The following is a 16606-nucleotide window of genomic DNA, read 5'->3' as shown; positions in this document are numbered from 1 at the left end:
TAGGGTGCACTGAGCCTGAGGCGAACTGCACCGATCTACAGCCTATATGGTGCAGTTCGCCTCAGGCTCAGTGCACCCTACGGGAAAAGTGGCAGGATTTTTAAAAACCATACCAATAACGATAAAGGGTCACGACCATGACAAGAATAACGCTGCAATACAGCAAGGTGATCCTGCTGGGCATGCTACTGATCCTACAGGGCTGCTCGGCGTTCAAGGCATCCCACTTCGTGCCGGAATCGGCGGAAAACATGCGCGAGTGGGAAGTGGAAGGCCGCTTTGTTCTGCGGGCAGACAGTACCGTCAGCAAAAGCTATTTCGCCTTTCGGCAAATCGGTGAGGAGTACGCCCTGTCCATTCTGATGGATGAGCCGGTGGGCGAACCCAAAGTCATCATTCACGGTAACGTCTACGAGCCGGACAGTGAAACGGTGGATGTGATCGGCGGGGCGGAGGCCATGAAAGTGGCCGAACATCTGCAGGCGCATATTCGTGCCGGCAATCTGTCTTACTGGTTGCGGGGTTTGCCGGCCACCGCCGATGCGGTGGTGTATCAGGAAGACCTGGACCGGGTGGACCGTATTGAGGAAGCCGGTTGGGATATCGACTACCAGGAATACATGGCGGTGCAGAATTATCTGTTGCCGTCAGAAGTGACGTTCAAGGGCGAGCCGGGTTCCTTCACGCTGAACATGGTACGCGCTGAAACGGCTTACCTGACTCATCCCTGCGGCCAGAATGTGTCGCCCACCGAGCTTGAGGCAGAGCCGGAAAATAGCGCCGGACAGGACGCGGTGCGCCAACTGGTACCCAGCGACGGTAGCCCACCCATCCCCCGCTGGGTGGATGAAGCGGCTTTCTGTCGGCAGCTGGTGAAGATTCACGGCAAGATACCGGATGCCCGGGTGGGCCTGTACGGGCCGGACTCCATGATGTGGAAACTGTCCCGGGCGGGCATGCCCGGCGCCTTTGGTGCGGGCCGGGCGCTGTTGCTTCAACTGGCCCACCCCTGGGTCACCGCCAGTATCGACGAACATTCGGTGGTCCGTGATGACCCATTGGGCCGCGCCCGTCGCACCTTCCAGCATGTGGGCACCATGGTGTTCGGCAGCATGCCCCAGGTGATGACGTCGGCCAATCAGGTGCGTGATATCCACGAAGAAATCGAAGGCGAAGTGCCCATGGATTCCGGGGCTTTCAAACGGGGCAGCGAATACCGGGCCAATGAAGTGGCGGCCATGATCTGGGTCCATGCCACCCTGTGGGAAACCCTGGCCTACATGTACGAGAAAATGGAAGGCGAGTTGACCCGGGAAGAGAAGGACCAGTTCTACGAAGAAACCAAGCTGTTTGCCATGCTGTTCGGTGTGCCGGAACCGGCCCTGCCAGCAGACTGGAATGCCTTCATGGAATACAACCGCGCCATGTGGGCCAGCCCCCAGCTTACCGTGGAAGAAAACGGTATTCGCCTGAAGGAAGATCTGTTCGACCCGCGCTCCGTCTGGATGATCTTCCCGTTATGGGTGCAGGAGCAGGTCACCGCCGCCAATCTGCCGCCGCGCATTCGTGATGAATTTGAAATGAAGTATGGCTGGTGGCAGAAGTTCAACAACGCCTGGATCATGAGCGGTGCCACGGTGGCCCAATGGATGCTGCCAAAGAGCCTGGAGCGTAACCCGCTTTATCACGAGGCCAATGCGCGGCTGGAAGGCAAACGGGTAGGCACTTACAACCAGTTCCTGATTGAAGCGTTGCTGGACAAGGAGCGCTTGGTTAACTGATGCCAAGAGTCATCGCACTGCTACTGATGCTCGGGCTGGCGGCAACTCTGCCGGCCTATGAGGTACAGATCCGTCATCTCAGTCAGCCGGACTTTCTGCAGCAGGTGTTTGGCTCGGCTTCGCCACAACCGGGGTTGCTGCCCTTGCGCGGCGAACTGCGCCAGCGAGTGACAAAGGTGCTGGGCCACCCCTACCGGGGCCTGCGCCTGCGCTACTGGCATACCGATACCACCAGTGCCTGGATCATCGACGAAAAAAGCAAGGACATGCCCATGACGGTGGGCGTGGCCGTGGGGCCGAAGGGCATCGTGGATCTGGAAATTCTGGTGTACCGGGAGCCCCGTGGCGGCGAAGTGCATGAGGCCTTTTTCCGTCGTCAGTATCGAGGCATGACACTCAATGATGACGATACCCTGTCCGGCGACGTGGATGGCATCACCGGTGCCACACTGTCCGTGGATGCCACCAGTCGCGTGGCCGCCATGGCGCTGGTGCTGCATCAGGCGGTGATGGAAGGCGCCTCTTCAACACCATAACCCCGCACGCCACTCGTTGGAGCCTTGCTCGCAAGGCGAAGCCCCGAAGCAACTCCAACCCCTTCGCCTTGCGAGCAAGACTCCAACGGGAGGGGGTAGGCAGTTGCCACAACCTCGCCAAGCCACCACTATCGAACCATTATCGCTGCGCTGGCTCTAACCGTTATGGTTCGATTTTTTCCGCCTGTTTTTCGAGGCCTTGGTTATGCATTGCTGCTGGTGCTGATTCTGGCACTGGTTGTCGCTGGCTGGCTGTATAGCCAGGGCTTGCGTGTGGGGAAACCGGGCTGGCATAACGGCCTGACCCTGGCGCAGTGGCGCTGGCAACCGGACGGCTGCGCGCCCCTTGCCGGTACAGATCTGGTCCTGAGCGATCTGTTTCCTGTCACCGTCCACATGGGCACGGTCACTGTCGCCGCCTGTGACAGCGGCGCGGACGATGACGGTGCTGTGTTGCCGGAATCCCTGCCCTGGACGCCCCCCTTCCTGCTTTCCATCGACGCGATGCAGGCTCCCGAAATCGGCGGAGTGGTGCCGCCACCGTTGCAGGTAACGGCCCGGCAGCAACAACAGCACTGGTCGTTAACGGTGGAGAGCACGGCCAGTCACCTGCAGGCGGACTATGAGCGCGGTGACGGGCAGTGGTCGGTGTCCGGCAACGGTGCGTTGAATGAATGGCTCGCGGACGGGAAAGGCAGATGGCGGCTTGACGGTGAGGGTGTCTGGCAGGGACAACCCGCCGGCACACTGAGTGCAACCCTGGAGGACGCGGGCCTGCAATCGCAGCCGCAAAAAGCGGACCTGGCGATGAAGGCCCGTTTTACCGGTGCGCAGTGGCAGGCGGAGATGCGTCTGACGGAGCCATTGGCAGTCCATGGACAATGGCAGCTGGCGATCCCGGAACCGTTATCCCTGCAAGGGCAGGGCATTGATCTGTGGCAAGCCCGGGGGCAGTTGCAACTGCAAGGACCGCCAGGGCAGATTCATGTGTTCGCTGGCAGTGACGAGGACTCCGTGGAGCAGGGCGCTGGCCGGGTCGTGCTGGAGGGGCCAGAGCTGGATGGGCAAGTGGATTTCCAGTGGAAGGATCGACGGCTGACCCTGGCGCCGGCAAGCCTCACATTGCCGGAACAGGTTTCCGCCCGCTGGGAGCAACCCTTGCAAGTGCCCATGTCGGAGGATGGCGACGTGGAACTGCCTCTGTGGCTGGGTTATCAGGATCTGCGCCTGCAGGCCAACCCCAGCCGGCTTCAATGGCAGGGCAAGCACTGGCAGTGGCAGGGCGCGCTGGCACTGCAGGGGCAATGGCAAGGGTTTCAGCAGGAGGGCCACTGGCAGGGTCAGGCCGCCAGCAAGGGTTTGCAGGGAAAACCCATCACCCTCGACGCGCGGAACGGTGACGACCATCTGGCGTTTCGGCTGCCCCTGAAAACCCTGCAACGGGCTCCCTATGGCGCCAGGGCAACTCTGAAAGGTCAGTACGCCGGTTACCCGCTTGATGGCAGCCTGTCGTTCCGGCAAGGGGAAAGCGGTTGGCAGGGCACCCTGTCGGCCACCTCGTCCCTTCCCGACTACGACCGGGGTGGCCAGGTTTCCCTGCAGGTGCCGTGGCATTTGCAGCAGGATGCTGTGGTGCTGGCGGATGGCAGCCGGCTTTCGATCAGCGAAGGGCTGGTGGAGCAGGTGCTGTTGCGGCCGCTCACCGTGACTACCCGTGGCCCGGTAACGGTGGACACGGCCGGGGCCCATGGGCAGTTACAACTGCGCAGTGGCGGCTTGCTGGCTGCCCGCTGGCGGCTGCCGGTGGTGTCAGGCAACGCCCGGCTGACAGGCAAAAAAGTCACCGCCAGGCTGGCGATTGCCGATTGGCAAAGTGAGCTGACGGCACAGGCCTCCCTGGCCGGCGAGACGCCCCAGGGCCGTTTCCAGATCCATAGCCCACTGATTCCGGCCATGGGCCAAGGCCTGGCCATGACTCCCCGTAAAGGCTCCCTCTCCGGTGAAGGTCACTGGCAATGGGGCGATACCCTGTCTGCACAGGGCACAATGCGTCTGGCCGATTCGGCAGTGGACTGGGGCAGCGTCACGGCCCGGGGAATTCAGGGCACCCTGGAAGGGCACTATCGTGATGGGGCGGTGTCTCTGAAGAGTGCGGGGCCGGTGACGGCGGGTATCCTGGATATCGGTACGCCCATTACCGACCTGTCCTTGCAGATGGAGAGCGATCTCAGCCAATGGCAGTTCACCGATATCCGTGCGGAGTTGCTGGGCGGCTCCCTGCGTTCGCCGGCGCTGGACTGGCCATCATCACGTCCCCAGCCGGTGGTGATTACCCGCATTGATCTGGAGCAGGTGGCCGCCTTGCAGAATCCGCCGGCGGTGTTTCTGGATGGGCGTGTTGGCGGCTATGTGCCCCTGCAACTGGGCACGGATTTTATGGTGGTGGACGGAGCCCGGCTGGCCAATGAGGAAACCCTGTCCCTGCGTATCCCGCCGTCGTCCAGTGTGCAATCCATGGCCAGCTCCAACCAGGCCGTAAAACTGGCACTGGAAAGCCTGAGCGTGCTGACCATCCCGGATTTTCAGGCCCGCATGAACATGGACCGGGAGGGCTGGCTGGAAGCGGCGGTGACCATCAAGGGAGTGAATCCACAGAGAAATAATCTGCCGGTGGTGTTTAACTACACCCATCGGGAAAACATGCTGGTGCTGATGCGCAGCCTGCGTATTGGCGATGACATCACCGAGAAACTGCGCACGGAGAATGCACAATGAAAACACTCGCGCCGGGTTTGTTGCTGGCGGTGACCCTGTTGCCTGCCTGCACCCCGACGGTGGCTTTGAAAGCCCCGGAGGAACCCATCACCATCAACCTGAACGTGAAGATCGACCATGAAATCCGCCTCAAGGTGGAAAAGGATATCGATCAGTTGTTCAGCGAAGACAGCGACCTGTTTTAGGAGTAGGGATGATGAAAATTGTAAAAACTCTGATGGCCACCCTGGCCTTGCTGTTGAGCATGGCAGCGTTTGCACTGGATCTGGATGCGGCGAAAAGTCAGGGCATGGTTGGTGAACAACCGGACGGGTATCTGGGCGTGGTCAAGGCGACCCCGGCCGCCGTGGAGCTGGTGGCGGATATCAACCAGAAACGCCGTGATGCCTATGAACGCATCGCCAAACAGAACGGTATTACCCTGGATCAGGTGGCGCGACTGGCCGGGCAGAAAGCCATCGATAAAACCGACGCTGGAGATTATGTGCGGACTCCCGATGGCCAGTGGGTCACCAAGTAAATACCGGTGTTCCTCGGGGGGATGAATCCCGGCTCGTTCTCACCGGAAAAGTGAGCCCGGAGCGGGAGGGAAGAATTGTGATCCACTCAATGTGAATGAGTGGATCCTTCCCGAAATGTTTTGATATCTCCCATAAAAATATAAAAAAGTATTTCTATATAAACAGCATTGGAGCGAACGTTCTAACTGAGACGAAATCCCTAATCCATTGGTAATCTTTTGTCTGAGAGTGGTTAAATTTCAGTAAATTCAAGCACTCAGCGCCCTCTCTGGGCTATGGGTTCCTTCACCTTGTGGTTACATTTGCAGAATAACAGGGAGCAACTTTGAAGGAACTCTGCCATGAAAACGATCTTGCGTGTTAGTGCGGCGATCCCGCTTTTTCTATCCCCCCTCGCCATGGCCGGAGAAAATGTTCCGGACCGTTATGGGTATATTGGTGGGCATGCCAGTTATTACACTTTTTACGATAACGACGTGATCGGCAATGGTGTCGACGGTCTGGATGATGTGCCTTTTTATGGCGGTCAGCTGGGCTGGCGTTTCCATCCCAACTGGTCTGTGCAGGGTTGGTATGACGAGGTCGAAGGCGATGCGGAAAGCCAATACGATTCCGGTCGTCGTGTGGACATGACCAACTACTTTGTCAGCGGTCGTTATCACTTTAACGATACCAGTCTCCTCGGTTTTGAGCCCTATGCGGGTATCAATGTGGGGGAGCAGTACATTGAGAGTCTCAATAACCCCAACAGTGACAAGAATGACGAGCTGATGACGGGGGTCGAGTTGGGTGTTCAGCGTGCCTTCTTCAAGCATGTGATTCTGGATCTGGGTACCCGTCACGCCTACAGTACCGACCGCGAGTACTGGGAAGGTCAGGTGTATGCGGGCCTTAATCTGGCGTTTGGTATCAGTAACGACAGCGACGACAGCGCTGACGATGAGGTGGTAGCGGCTACCCCGGCTGAAGTGGTAACCGGTGACAGCGATGGTGATGGGGTCAACGATGACCGTGACCGTTGCCCGAACACCGCCTCCGGTGCGGTGGTGGATGCGGATGGTTGTCAGGTCTATGAGAGCCTGGAGCAGCGCGAAACCTCGGTGATCTACTTTGGTTTTGACCGCGATACGATTCAGGGACAATTTACTGATGAGATTCGCGGTGTGGCAGAGCGTTTGAACGGGGGTGAGCAGGGCCATATCCGCGTGGAAGGCCATGCTGACAGCACCGGCCCGGCGGACTATAACCAGGGCCTTTCCGAGCGTCGTGCCCAGTCCGTGAAAGACCGTCTGATGAAAGATTTCAACGTCAGCGGCGATCGTATCAGCACGGAAGGCTATGGTGAGAACAAGCCGGTAGCGGACAACAGCACCCGCGAAGGCCGCGCCAAGAACCGTCGTGCGGAAATCATCGTGGAAACCGAAGAGAAGAAAGCGCAGTTCAAGTAACCGCGTGATTCGGGAAACAAAAAACGGGATGCTTCGGCATCCCGTTTTTTTTAGGGTCATCGGTGAAGGTTACTGCCCACTCTTCGACCAAGGGTTCTGTTTGTAGGCGCTATGCTTGCATGGCGAACGGCTAACTGCTTTTTTCCTCGCTAGGGCTCGGTTCGCATGTCGTAGATCCCCTGGGGGTACGAGCATGGCTCCTACAGTCTATATTCCTCCCGAGGCATTTATTCACCGGGCAATTAAATACATTGAGCCAATGTTGTCGTTTGCCGTAGGAGCGTCGCTTGCGGCGCGATTCCAGCGTTGTTAATCGCGCCGCAAGCGACGCTCCTACATTAGCCGCTCTGCCAAGCCCGACGCTCGCCAGGTGCGTTTTTTCACCGCGCTGTCCAGCACTGTGGGTTTGCCGAATTCCAGCAAGGTGAAACGATCGCGGGCACGGGTGACGGCGGTGTAAATCAGTTCACGGGTGAGCAGCGGATGGGGAGCATCAGGCAGCACCAGCAGGGTATGCCGGAATTCCGAGCCCTGGGATTTATGCACGGTCATGGCATAGACGGTTTCCACCCCGTCCAGGCGGCTGGGCAGAACCCACTTGATGCGGCCGTCGGGTAACTGGAAGGCGACGCGCAGCAGTAACTCCGGTTTGCCATTTCTCTTTTCCAGCAGCGGCAGGGTCAGACCCAAATCGCCGTTCATCAACCCCAGCTGATAATCGTTGCGGGTCATCATTACCGGGCGGCCCGGATACCACTCCCGTTCCGGGGCCAGGTCCTGTTGTTGCAGGTGACGGGTGATGCGCTGGTTCAACTGTTCCACCCCGAATGGCCCGCTGCGCAAACCACTGAGCAATTGCTGGTGGGTGAGTTGCTTGAGCAGTCCGGCGGCCCAGTCATCGAATGCTGGCCGTTGCGCTGGTGGTGTCGCCACCGCCTGAAACAGCGCTCGCAGACCTTCCTGATTGCCACTGCCGTTCAGCAGCAGGGTTTCCAGTTGCCGGTCATCACTGCGCAGGGGGTGGCGATGCAGGCTGTCGCCGTATTTTTGAAACGCCTTGCGTACCTGGGGCAGGTTTTCGTCGTTCACCGCCCGCGCCAGTTCGCCGATGCCGGGGCTGTCCTTGGAGCGCCAGTTGGTGCGCAGCATGGCGGTCTGCTGGGCCAGGGCGTTGCCCGGCGCCTGGTCGGTTTCCTGATAGTCGCTGATGTCGGCGCCACAGGTGTCCTTGATGAAATCGATGGTGCGTTGTTGATAGCGGCCCTGGTGGGCATGGCGACACAGATCGCCCATCACCGCGCCGGCTTCCACGCTGGCCAGCTGGTCCTTGTCGCCCAGCAGGATCAGCCGGGTGTGCGGGCTCAGGGCTTCCAGCAGGCTGGCCATCATGTCCATGTCGATCATGCTGGCTTCGTCCACCACCACCAGATCTGCATGCAGCGGATTGTCAGCGTGGTGACGGAAGTGACGGCTGTCCGGGCGGGTGCCGAGCAGGCGGTGGAGGGTGGTCACGTCTGTGGGGATGGCGTCGCGTACCGCGACGTCCACGTCCAGTTGTTGCACCTGTTCGCCGATGGATTCGGTGAGTCGTGCCGCCGCCTTGCCGGTGGGAGCGGCAAGGCGGATCCGCAGACGCTGGTTGTCCGCCATGGCCAGGCTTTGCAGCAGCCCCAGCAGGCGAACCACGGTGGTGGTTTTGCCGGTGCCCGGACCGCCGGTGATGATGCCAATACCACTGCGGCTGGCCAGGGCGCAGGCCACCTGTTGCCAGTCGGTCTGCTCGCCGGCGTTCGGGAATAATCGGGCCAGGGCGTCGCGCAGACGCTCGGCAGGCAAGGGGCTGACCGTGGCCAGTCGCTGGCCGATGGCCTCGGCCACCGCCACTTCCCGGGCCCAGTTACGGCGCAGGTAAAGGCGGCTGCCATCCAGCACCAACGGCGTGCTGCCGTTCTGGCTGACCAGCGGACTGTGTTGCAGATCATGCAGCCAGTCGTCCGGTTTGCCGGGCAGCAGGGTGACCAGCTCCGGCGGTGGGCTGGTGCCCCACAGCTGGGTGGCCAGTTCCCGGTTTTTCAGGTCCAGACAGAGATGGCCGCTGGCTTGTTGATTGCTGGTGAAGGCGGCGAGCAGCAGCACTTCGTAGCTTGCCTGCGGGCATTGCTGCTTAAGGAAACGGGCAATGGCCACGTCCAGATCGCGCAGCAGATTGTTGTCGCGCAGCAGGAGAAGAGCGTCTTCCCAGGTGAGGGCGGAGAACAGGTCAGATTGCATGAACTCTCCTGGCGATTGGCCGATTGAGAGGCCGGATAGCAATGCGCTTCGTAGCGTCACCCTCTCCCTGTCCCTCTCCCCTCAAGGGAGAGGGGACCCTCCAGAAGGGGGCATGGTTAGCTCCCCTCTCCCTTGAGGGGAGAGGGGTTGGGGGAGAGGGTGAGACGCTCCATGCGTTGAGATGGTTTGTCATCGCGCTCATTCGTTCCCTCCAAACATCGCATCCAGCGCTTCAACCAATGCCGTGTCCGGTCGATCAAACACCGTGCCCGCCGCCGGCCCTTGCAGGCCGCGCAGAAACACATACACGGCGCCGCCCAGGTGCTGGTCGGGATCATAATCCGCCAGGCGGCTTTTCAGCAGGCGGTGCAGGGCCAGCAGGTAGAGGACGTATTGCACTTCATAGCGTTTTTCCAGCACCGCGTGGGTCATGGCGTCCAGGGTGTAGGCGCTGTCATCCACGCCCAGCCAGTTGGATTTGTAGTCGAGCACGTAGTACTTGCCGTCGTGTTCGAACACCAGATCGATAAAGCCCTTGAGCATGCCGTTCAGGGTGTCCGCTTCCAGTCGCGGGCGCGAGTGCTGTGGGTGGATGTGCTGGCGAATCAGGGTGTCCATCTCGGCCACGTTGACCTGGTGGGCGGGGAACAGAAATTCCAGTTCCGGCACATAGGTGTGCAGGGAATTGAGGGCGATCTTGTCGTTCTCCAGCGGCAGGGCAGTGGTGACTGCCTGCTTCCACCAGTGGCGAATCACGCCCGCAAAATCCTGCCAGCCCCGGGCCTGCAGTTTTTCTTCCACGCTGGCTTCAAACTCGGCCGGGTCGGCCAGGGTCTCTGTGAACCGCTGGTTGGCGGCCTGTTCGAGAATGTCGTGGAGCAGGGTGCCCGGTGCGGCGCCACGGGGAAAGGCATGGATGCTGTCTGGCAGGGGCTCGGCATCATCGACAACGGTGTCATCCTGCTGCTCGGCCAGTTGATCGCCGCGCGGATCCGCCGGGGCCAGGATTTCCTGTACCTGTTTGAGCGCACTGTAGCTGGCGATCCACCAAGGTTGCCGTTGCCGGGCCACAGGAACCAGCGGCGTGCGCAGGGTCCGCGCTTCGGCCTGGGGTTGATAGCTTTCTGTGCTGCTGTCCGGTGCGGCGATGATGGACACCGCCTCATGGGCTACCGGCACCAGCGCGTCACGCAGGCCGTCGTTGGCCACGCCGTTGCCGAACAGCAAACGGCCGATGGCGCTTTTCTCCAGCTGGTTCTGTTTGCCGCGGCCCTTGATATAGGGCGCGATTCCCAGGGTGCAGGTGTGGCAGGCGCGGGTCAGGGCCACGTAGAGCAGACGCATGTCTTCGGCGAGTCGTTCGTGGTCCGCCTTGTTTTCGACATCGTCATCCGGCTCCAGCGACACATTGAGATGATCGTTTTCGTGGTAGCGCAGCGGCGGCTTGTTCTTGTCCGCCGGGCGGAAGCTGCAGATAAAGGGCAGGTACACCAGCGGGTATTCCAGGCCCTTGGACTTGTGGATGGTGATCACCTTGACCCGGTCGTCGTCACTTTCCAGTCGCAGGATACTTTCCTTGCTACTGCCGCGACCTTCTTCAACCGTGTCTTCCAGATAACGAATCAATGATTGTTCGCCGTCCAGCTGGGTGGCGGCCTGCTGCAACAGTTCTGCCAGATGCAGAAGGTTGGTCAGGGCCCGTTCGCCGTCCAGGCTTTGGCTGAGCCGGGCGGGTACATGAAAATCCATCAGCAGGCTGCGCAACATGGGCAGCACGCCCTGGGTCTGCCATTGTTGGCGATAGCCGTGAAACTGCTCGACCGTTTCTTCCCAGCGCACTTCATCCTGATTAAGGGTATCCAGTTCCGCGTAGGCCAGGTCCAGCACCGCACAGGCCAGGGCGCTGCGCACTCGGGTGTCGGATTCCGGGGTGGCGCAGGCGTGCAGGATCAGCAGCAGGTCATGGGCTTCCGGCTGGGCAAACACGGAATCCTGGTCAGACAGATAGACGCTGCGCACCTGCCGTTCCATCAGCGCATCGCGGATGGCTTTGGCCTCGGTGCGATCGCGTACCAGGATGGCAATGTCGTTGGGATGCAGGGGCCGGAAGCTGTCGGCTTTCTGGAAGCCGGTGACGCCTTTTACGGCACCGTTAAGCAGATGGGCAATTTCACTGGCGCAGCGTGCCGCCTGCTCGTCCCGATATTGGCCGGCGCTGACCGGTTTTTCCTGCTCGTCTACCCACAGGGTAATGCCGGATCTTTCGTTGTTGTCGACTAACAGAACGTCCTTGCGTCCGTTGGCATCAACCTCTTCAAAGGGGATGGCGTTGTCCATCATGAACACATCGCCAAAGGTAGTCTGGCTGTAGGTGAACAGATGGTTCACCGCCTTGACCATGGCGTCGGCGCTACGGAAGTTTTTATCCAGGGTGTAGTGGTTGCCTGCGGTGGCCCGGCGGGCTTTCAGATAGGTAAAGACGTCGGCACCACGGAAGGCATAGATGGCCTGCTTGGGATCGCCGATCATGAACCAGCCGGTGCCGGCTTGCCCTTCATAAAGCGCGGAAAAAATCCCGTACTGGGTCGGATCGGTATCCTGAAATTCGTCGATCAATGCCACCGGGAACTGGTCGCGGATGACCTGGGCCAGACGCTCGCCGTTGCCGCCTTTCAAGGCATCGTGCAGCCGGCTGAGCATGTCGTCGAAGCCCATGGTGGCGGTCTGGCGACGGACCTGATCCACGCGCCGGTCGATCCAGGCGGCGGCATGGGCGAGCAGGTCGGTGCGGGGCAACTGTGTATTTGCCCGCCCTTCCATGACCGCATCCAGCTGCTGGCAGAAGGCAAAGTCCGGGCGGTGTTCCTGGCCGGCCTTGGTGAGTTTCATGCCTTCATGGGAAAACTTTGCCAGGGTGTCGTAGGCCTTGCCGTTAAGCCATTCGCCATTGGCGTAGCGTTGCAGGGTTTGCAGCATGCCGGGCAGGCTGGTGGTGCGGTAGCTGTTGCCGTTGAGCCATTTGTTGTCGCGAGCGGCGCGCACCCACTCGAGAAAGTCCGGCAGTTCGGCGGCCAGTTGCTGGCGGGCGTGTTGGTCCTTGTCCGCCTGGGGGCCGGTTTGTGACAGCCAGTGTGTGACGCTTTGCGGTAACGCTTCCGGGTCCGCTTCTTTCAAACCGAGCAGGGGGCGACAGGCCTCCAGCAGCGCATCCGGGTTGCCCAGGTTATCGCTTTGCAGGGCATTGGCGGCGCTCACCGGAAAATCGGCGATCACGGAGCGCCAGTAATCCCGCGCCGCCATTTGTTGTTCGTCGCTGGCGTCTTCCTGCAACTCCAGGCTGAACAGACTGCCGGAATCGAAGGCGTGCTGTTTGAGCATGCGGTTGCAGAAGCCGTGGATGGTGTAGATGGCGGCTTCGTCCATCCACTGGGCGGCGGCATCCAGACGCTGGGCACAACGGGCCCGGTCTTGCGGATCGCTATAGTCGTTAAGCAATTCGGCCAGTACCGGGTCGTCGGCTTTTGCATTGGCATCGGCAAAGATGCGCGCCGCATCGGCCAGGCGATCGCGGATCCGTTCGCGCAGTTCCTCGGTGGCCGCTTCGGTGAAAGTCACCACCAGAATTTCCGGCGGCAGGAGCGGGCGCGCGAAAGAATTGTCGTCGCCATGGCCGAGCACCAGACGCAGATACAGCGCGGCCAGGGTAAAGGTCTTGCCGGTGCCGGCGCTGGCTTCGATCAGCCGGGTACCGTGCAGCGGGAAAGTAATCGGGAGCGGACGTTCAATGGTCATGCGTCATCTCCCGGTTCACGCCATTGGGCGTGCTGGTAGAGCGGGGCATAGAGTTGCCCGGTCCAGTAGTCGAAAGCGCGCTCGTCGTCGTGGCGTACAGCCAGCATGTCATCGAAGTCGGCCCAGGCGCGGGCAAGGGCCGGTTCCTTGTCCTGTTCGCCGGTGTGCATGAAACCGGATTCGAACACCTTGCGTGCCTCGTTGTCGCCGTTGTCTTTTTCTTCCCCTTTCAGCCAGGCAAAGGCGGTGGCACAGGCGATGGGCAGGGGCTCGCACAGGGCCTGTTGCCAGGCATGGCCCAGTTGATCCAGGCAGTGCTGGGCGTCGCTGCGGTTCAGGTGGGGCAGGGTAATGCGGCCATCCTGGCCCTGGACGTGGGTGGTTAACGGGAACCCGGCGGCGCAGGCGGCCAGGTGCAGAGTCCAGTCCCGGGTGAGTTTGTCGAAGCGCTCTTTCAGCTTGCCGGTGTGCAGGACCAGACGCTGGCTATTCGCTGCGGAGCCACGCAAGTCCGTGAGCCAGTCTTCGATCTGCAGGGGCCCGGCGTTAAGACGGATTTCCTGTTGCGGTTGCGGTGTGCCGCACTCGGCGAGCAGGGCAAAGTAGTGTTCCAGTGGCTGCGACAGGGGCATCAGCAGGCTGTCACGGCTGCCTTCGTCAAAGGGCGCCAGGGGCAGATCGCCACTGCCGGACAGGCGATCCAGGGTGTGGGCCATGGCGTCGCCGGCATGCTCCGGACCGGCACGCAGGGCCTCGCTGAGCAACTGGTCCTGGAGCTGGAAACGTTGCAGGCTGTCGAAGGCAAAGGGTTCGCTGTCATCCAGTACCTGGCGTTGCTGTTTCAGGCGGGCCTTCAGGCGCTGCTCGAAAAAATGCGCCACCGGCTGTTTGAGAAAACGGCCCAGGGCGGCGCAGGTAATCGGCTCGTCGCTGTCCAGTGGCGGCAGGGGCTGATCATTGCTGACAGCAGGTGCCTGACCATCGTGGAGAGCGCGCCATTCGTTGGCATAGGTGTGTAGCGAATCGTTCGCGCCATCCTGGTCGGTGTTAAAGAAATAGCGGGCGCTGAACGGTTGCAGCGGATGGGCCACGGTGAGGGCATCCACCGGTTCGCCCTGATCGGTCTGCCAGCGCTGGTTGATGTGGTCGCGCAGTTGCGCCACCAGCACCGAGGGCGGCCGTTCGCTGTTGTCGCGCACGTTGCGGCCGGTCCAGCTGATGTAGAGGCTGTCCCGGGCGCTGAGCAGGGCTTCCAGAAACAGGTAGCGGTCGTCATCTCGGCGGGATCGGTCGCCGGGCCGATAGTTGCCCCATTGCCGCATCAGATCGAAATCCATGGGCTGCTGCTGACGGGGGTAGTCGCCGTCCTTCATGCCGAGCAGGCAGACATGGCGGAAGGGAATGGCGCGCATGGGCATCAGGGTGCAGACATTGATGCGCCCGGCCATGAACCGTTGCGACAGGCTTTCCGCGTTAAGGGCATCGAGCAGCGGGCGGCGGGCCACGGTGAGAGGCAGGACGCTGTCAAAATCCGCTTCGGCGCAGGCCGCCAACCAGTCGTTGAGGGCGTCGCGCAGGCCCGCATCCAGGGTCTGGTCGGTTTCGTCCACCGGGGCGAACAGGTCATCCAGTAACCGGGTGAAGCGTTGTTGCCACTCCCTGGCGCTGGCGTCCTGACGGGATTGTTGCCAGTGGTGTTCCAGGGTATCGAGCAGGCGCGACAGGCGCCCGGCCAGCTCTGCGCCCAGCCCGGCCACTTCGTCCAGGGGTTCGATGCCCATCCAGGCCGGGCCGTCGCCGAGCAGGTAGCCGGCCAGCATCCGTTTCAGGCCGAAGGCCCAGCTGTTCTGTTCGAAGCCGGGCACGTCCAGGGTCTTGCGCTGCTGGCTGTTCAGGCCCCAGCGAATGCGCGCCTGGTCGATCCAGCGGGCCAGTTGCGGCAGGTCGCCTTCGTCGATGCCGAAACGTTCGCGCACGGCGGGCACATCCAGCAGGTCGAGAATGTCGGTGGCGGTGAAGCGCCACTGGGGCAGGTGCAGCAGGGATTCCACCGCCTGGGCCAGGGGGGACGCGGCCCCGGCACTGCGGTCGCTGAGGGTGTAGGGCAGATAGCGGGGATCGTCCCGGTCCAGTCGGCCGAACACTGCATCAATGTGCGGCGCATAGGCTTCGATGTCCGGCACCATCACGATCACGTCCCGGGGTTGCAGGCTCGGGTCGTTGCTGAACCGGTCCAGCAATTCATCCTGCAGAATTTCCACTTCCCGCTGGGGGCTGTGGCCGATGCGGAAACTGAGCGAGCCATCGATCGCCAGAGAGGGGCGCTGGTCCGGCGCCGGCAAGGGTCCCAGATCGAGAATGTCCTGCTGCAACTGTTGCAACAAGGTTTGCGGTTCGTGGTGTTCAAACAGATCGATCTGATTCTGGAAGGCGCTGCGATAACTCTCCGGGTCGTCGTGGTCGTAGAGCAGGCCGATAAAGTCCCGGCCCTGTTTGCCCCAGGCGGCCAGCAGTGGATTGACGCGATTTTCCGGCAGGGCGGTCAGGTGGCGTTTGCGGTTGTCCAGTTGACGGCGCAGCAGTTGTTTGTCTTCGACAATATCCGCCCAGTAATGCTGGCAGGGGTTCTGTACCAGCATCAGGATCTGGCAGTGCTGACTCAGCGCCGCCAACGCTTCCAGGGCTTGCTGGGGCAGGGCACTGATACCGAAGATGATCAGGCGGCGGGGCAGGCCCGGCGGTGGCGTGCCCTGTTGCTGTTGTTGCGTGAGTGCCGCGATAAAATCCCGATGGATGGCGCTGCGGCTGAGGCCCTGTTTGCTGTCATCCATGTCCGCCAGCAGGGCGCGCCACAGATGCGCCTGCCACAGCTGGCTGCTGGGAAACTCATCAAAAGCGTCGCGATCCTGGGCCTTGCGCAGACGGTCGTTGCCGTTTTCCCAGTCCGCCAGCCAGTCCGCCCGATAGACCTGATAGGCATCGAACAGATCCGCCAGCCGCTCGGCCAGCTGATGGCGTTTGCGACCGTCCACATCGTCGGCGAGAAAATGCCGCAATGGGCCGAAATGGTCGTTATTGAGAAGCGTGGGCAATAACCGGTACAGACGCCATAGCAGCCGGGATTTATCGAAGGGTGAGGTGCGCGGCACCTGGTCTTCGCCAAGGACGGTGCGATAGGCACTCCATAAAAAGCGGGCAGGCATCTGAAACTGAAAACCGGCGCTGATTCCCAGGGCATCCGCCAGTTGCAGTTTCAGCCACTGGGCCATGCCGTTGGACTGCACCAGGAAGGTTTCCGTTTCCAGTGGTGACAGTGGCTCACGCTGCAGCCAGTCGGCCACCAGCTCGGTGAGGGTTTCCAGACGGTTGCCGTGCAGCACCATCAGCCCGTTTTGCATGGACATTCCTTGCGCGAAATTGCGTTTGTGCGAAAGGGTCTAGCCTAAGGGAGAAGCGCTTGCCGTGCTACAACAGCTAGCCAC

9 protein-coding genes are annotated in these 16606 nt (G+C 61.1%); 6 read left to right on the top strand and 3 right to left on the bottom strand.

The annotated features are described in order from the left end of the window. The first annotated feature begins 137 nt into the window (after positions 1 to 137). The 6 genes from C4S63_RS15860 (at position 138) to C4S63_RS15835 (ending at position 7061) form a co-directional block, all read left to right on the top strand. Positions 138 to 1781: a lipoprotein insertase outer membrane protein LolB gene (locus tag C4S63_RS15860; protein ID WP_103918162.1), complete on the top strand. Its 1644-nt coding sequence runs from the start codon at positions 138 to 140 to the stop codon at positions 1779 to 1781. Next, entirely contained in the window at positions 1781 to 2317 is a 537-nt protein-coding gene (locus tag C4S63_RS15855; protein ID WP_062817530.1) for an FMN-binding protein, read from the top strand. The genes C4S63_RS15860 and C4S63_RS15855 overlap by 1 nt, the downstream gene beginning before the upstream one ends. 219 nt (positions 2318 to 2536) lie before the next feature. Continuing rightward, complete coding sequence (locus tag C4S63_RS15850) at positions 2537 to 5092, top strand: YdbH domain-containing protein (RefSeq protein WP_235000059.1); 2556 nt, start codon at positions 2537 to 2539, stop codon at positions 5090 to 5092. Then, positions 5089 to 5277, top strand: a complete 189-nt coding sequence (locus tag C4S63_RS15845; RefSeq protein ID WP_062817528.1) for a YnbE family lipoprotein — start codon at positions 5089 to 5091, stop codon at positions 5275 to 5277. The genes C4S63_RS15850 and C4S63_RS15845 overlap by 4 nt, the downstream gene beginning before the upstream one ends. An 8-nt stretch (positions 5278 to 5285) precedes the next feature. Continuing rightward, complete coding sequence (locus C4S63_RS15840; RefSeq protein ID WP_235000053.1) at positions 5286 to 5612, top strand: YdbL family protein; 327 nt, start codon at positions 5286 to 5288, stop codon at positions 5610 to 5612. Positions 5613 to 5954: 342 nt separating this feature from the next. Next, positions 5955 to 7061 carry an OmpA family protein gene (locus C4S63_RS15835; protein WP_103918160.1) on the top strand — a complete coding sequence of 369 codons (1107 nt, stop codon included), beginning with the start codon at positions 5955 to 5957 and terminating at the stop codon, positions 7059 to 7061. Positions 7062 to 7394: 333 nt separating this feature from the next. Here the strand turns inward: C4S63_RS15835 and recD are convergent, their stop codons facing one another. From recD to recC, 3 genes are all read right to left on the bottom strand, one after another. Next, positions 7395 to 9332, bottom strand: coding sequence for an exodeoxyribonuclease V subunit alpha (recD, locus tag C4S63_RS15830; protein ID WP_103918159.1), 1938 nt, complete (start codon positions 9330 to 9332; stop codon positions 7395 to 7397). Positions 9333 to 9530: 198 nt separating this feature from the next. Then, positions 9531 to 13124 carry an exodeoxyribonuclease V subunit beta gene (recB, locus tag C4S63_RS15825; protein WP_103918158.1) on the bottom strand — a complete coding sequence of 1198 codons (3594 nt, stop codon included), beginning with the start codon at positions 13122 to 13124 and terminating at the stop codon, positions 9531 to 9533. Continuing rightward, positions 13121 to 16522, bottom strand: coding sequence for an exodeoxyribonuclease V subunit gamma (recC, locus tag C4S63_RS15820; RefSeq protein WP_103918157.1), 3402 nt, complete (start codon positions 16520 to 16522; stop codon positions 13121 to 13123). The genes recB and recC overlap by 4 nt, the downstream gene beginning before the upstream one ends. Positions 16523 to 16606: the final 84 nt, after the last annotated feature.

The sequence above is a fragment of the Alcanivorax sp. DSM 26293 genome, from assembly GCF_900107995.1.
Taxonomy (GTDB): Bacteria; Pseudomonadota; Gammaproteobacteria; order Pseudomonadales; family Alcanivoracaceae; genus Alcanivorax.
This window is presented reverse-complemented; position numbering and strand designations above follow the sequence as displayed.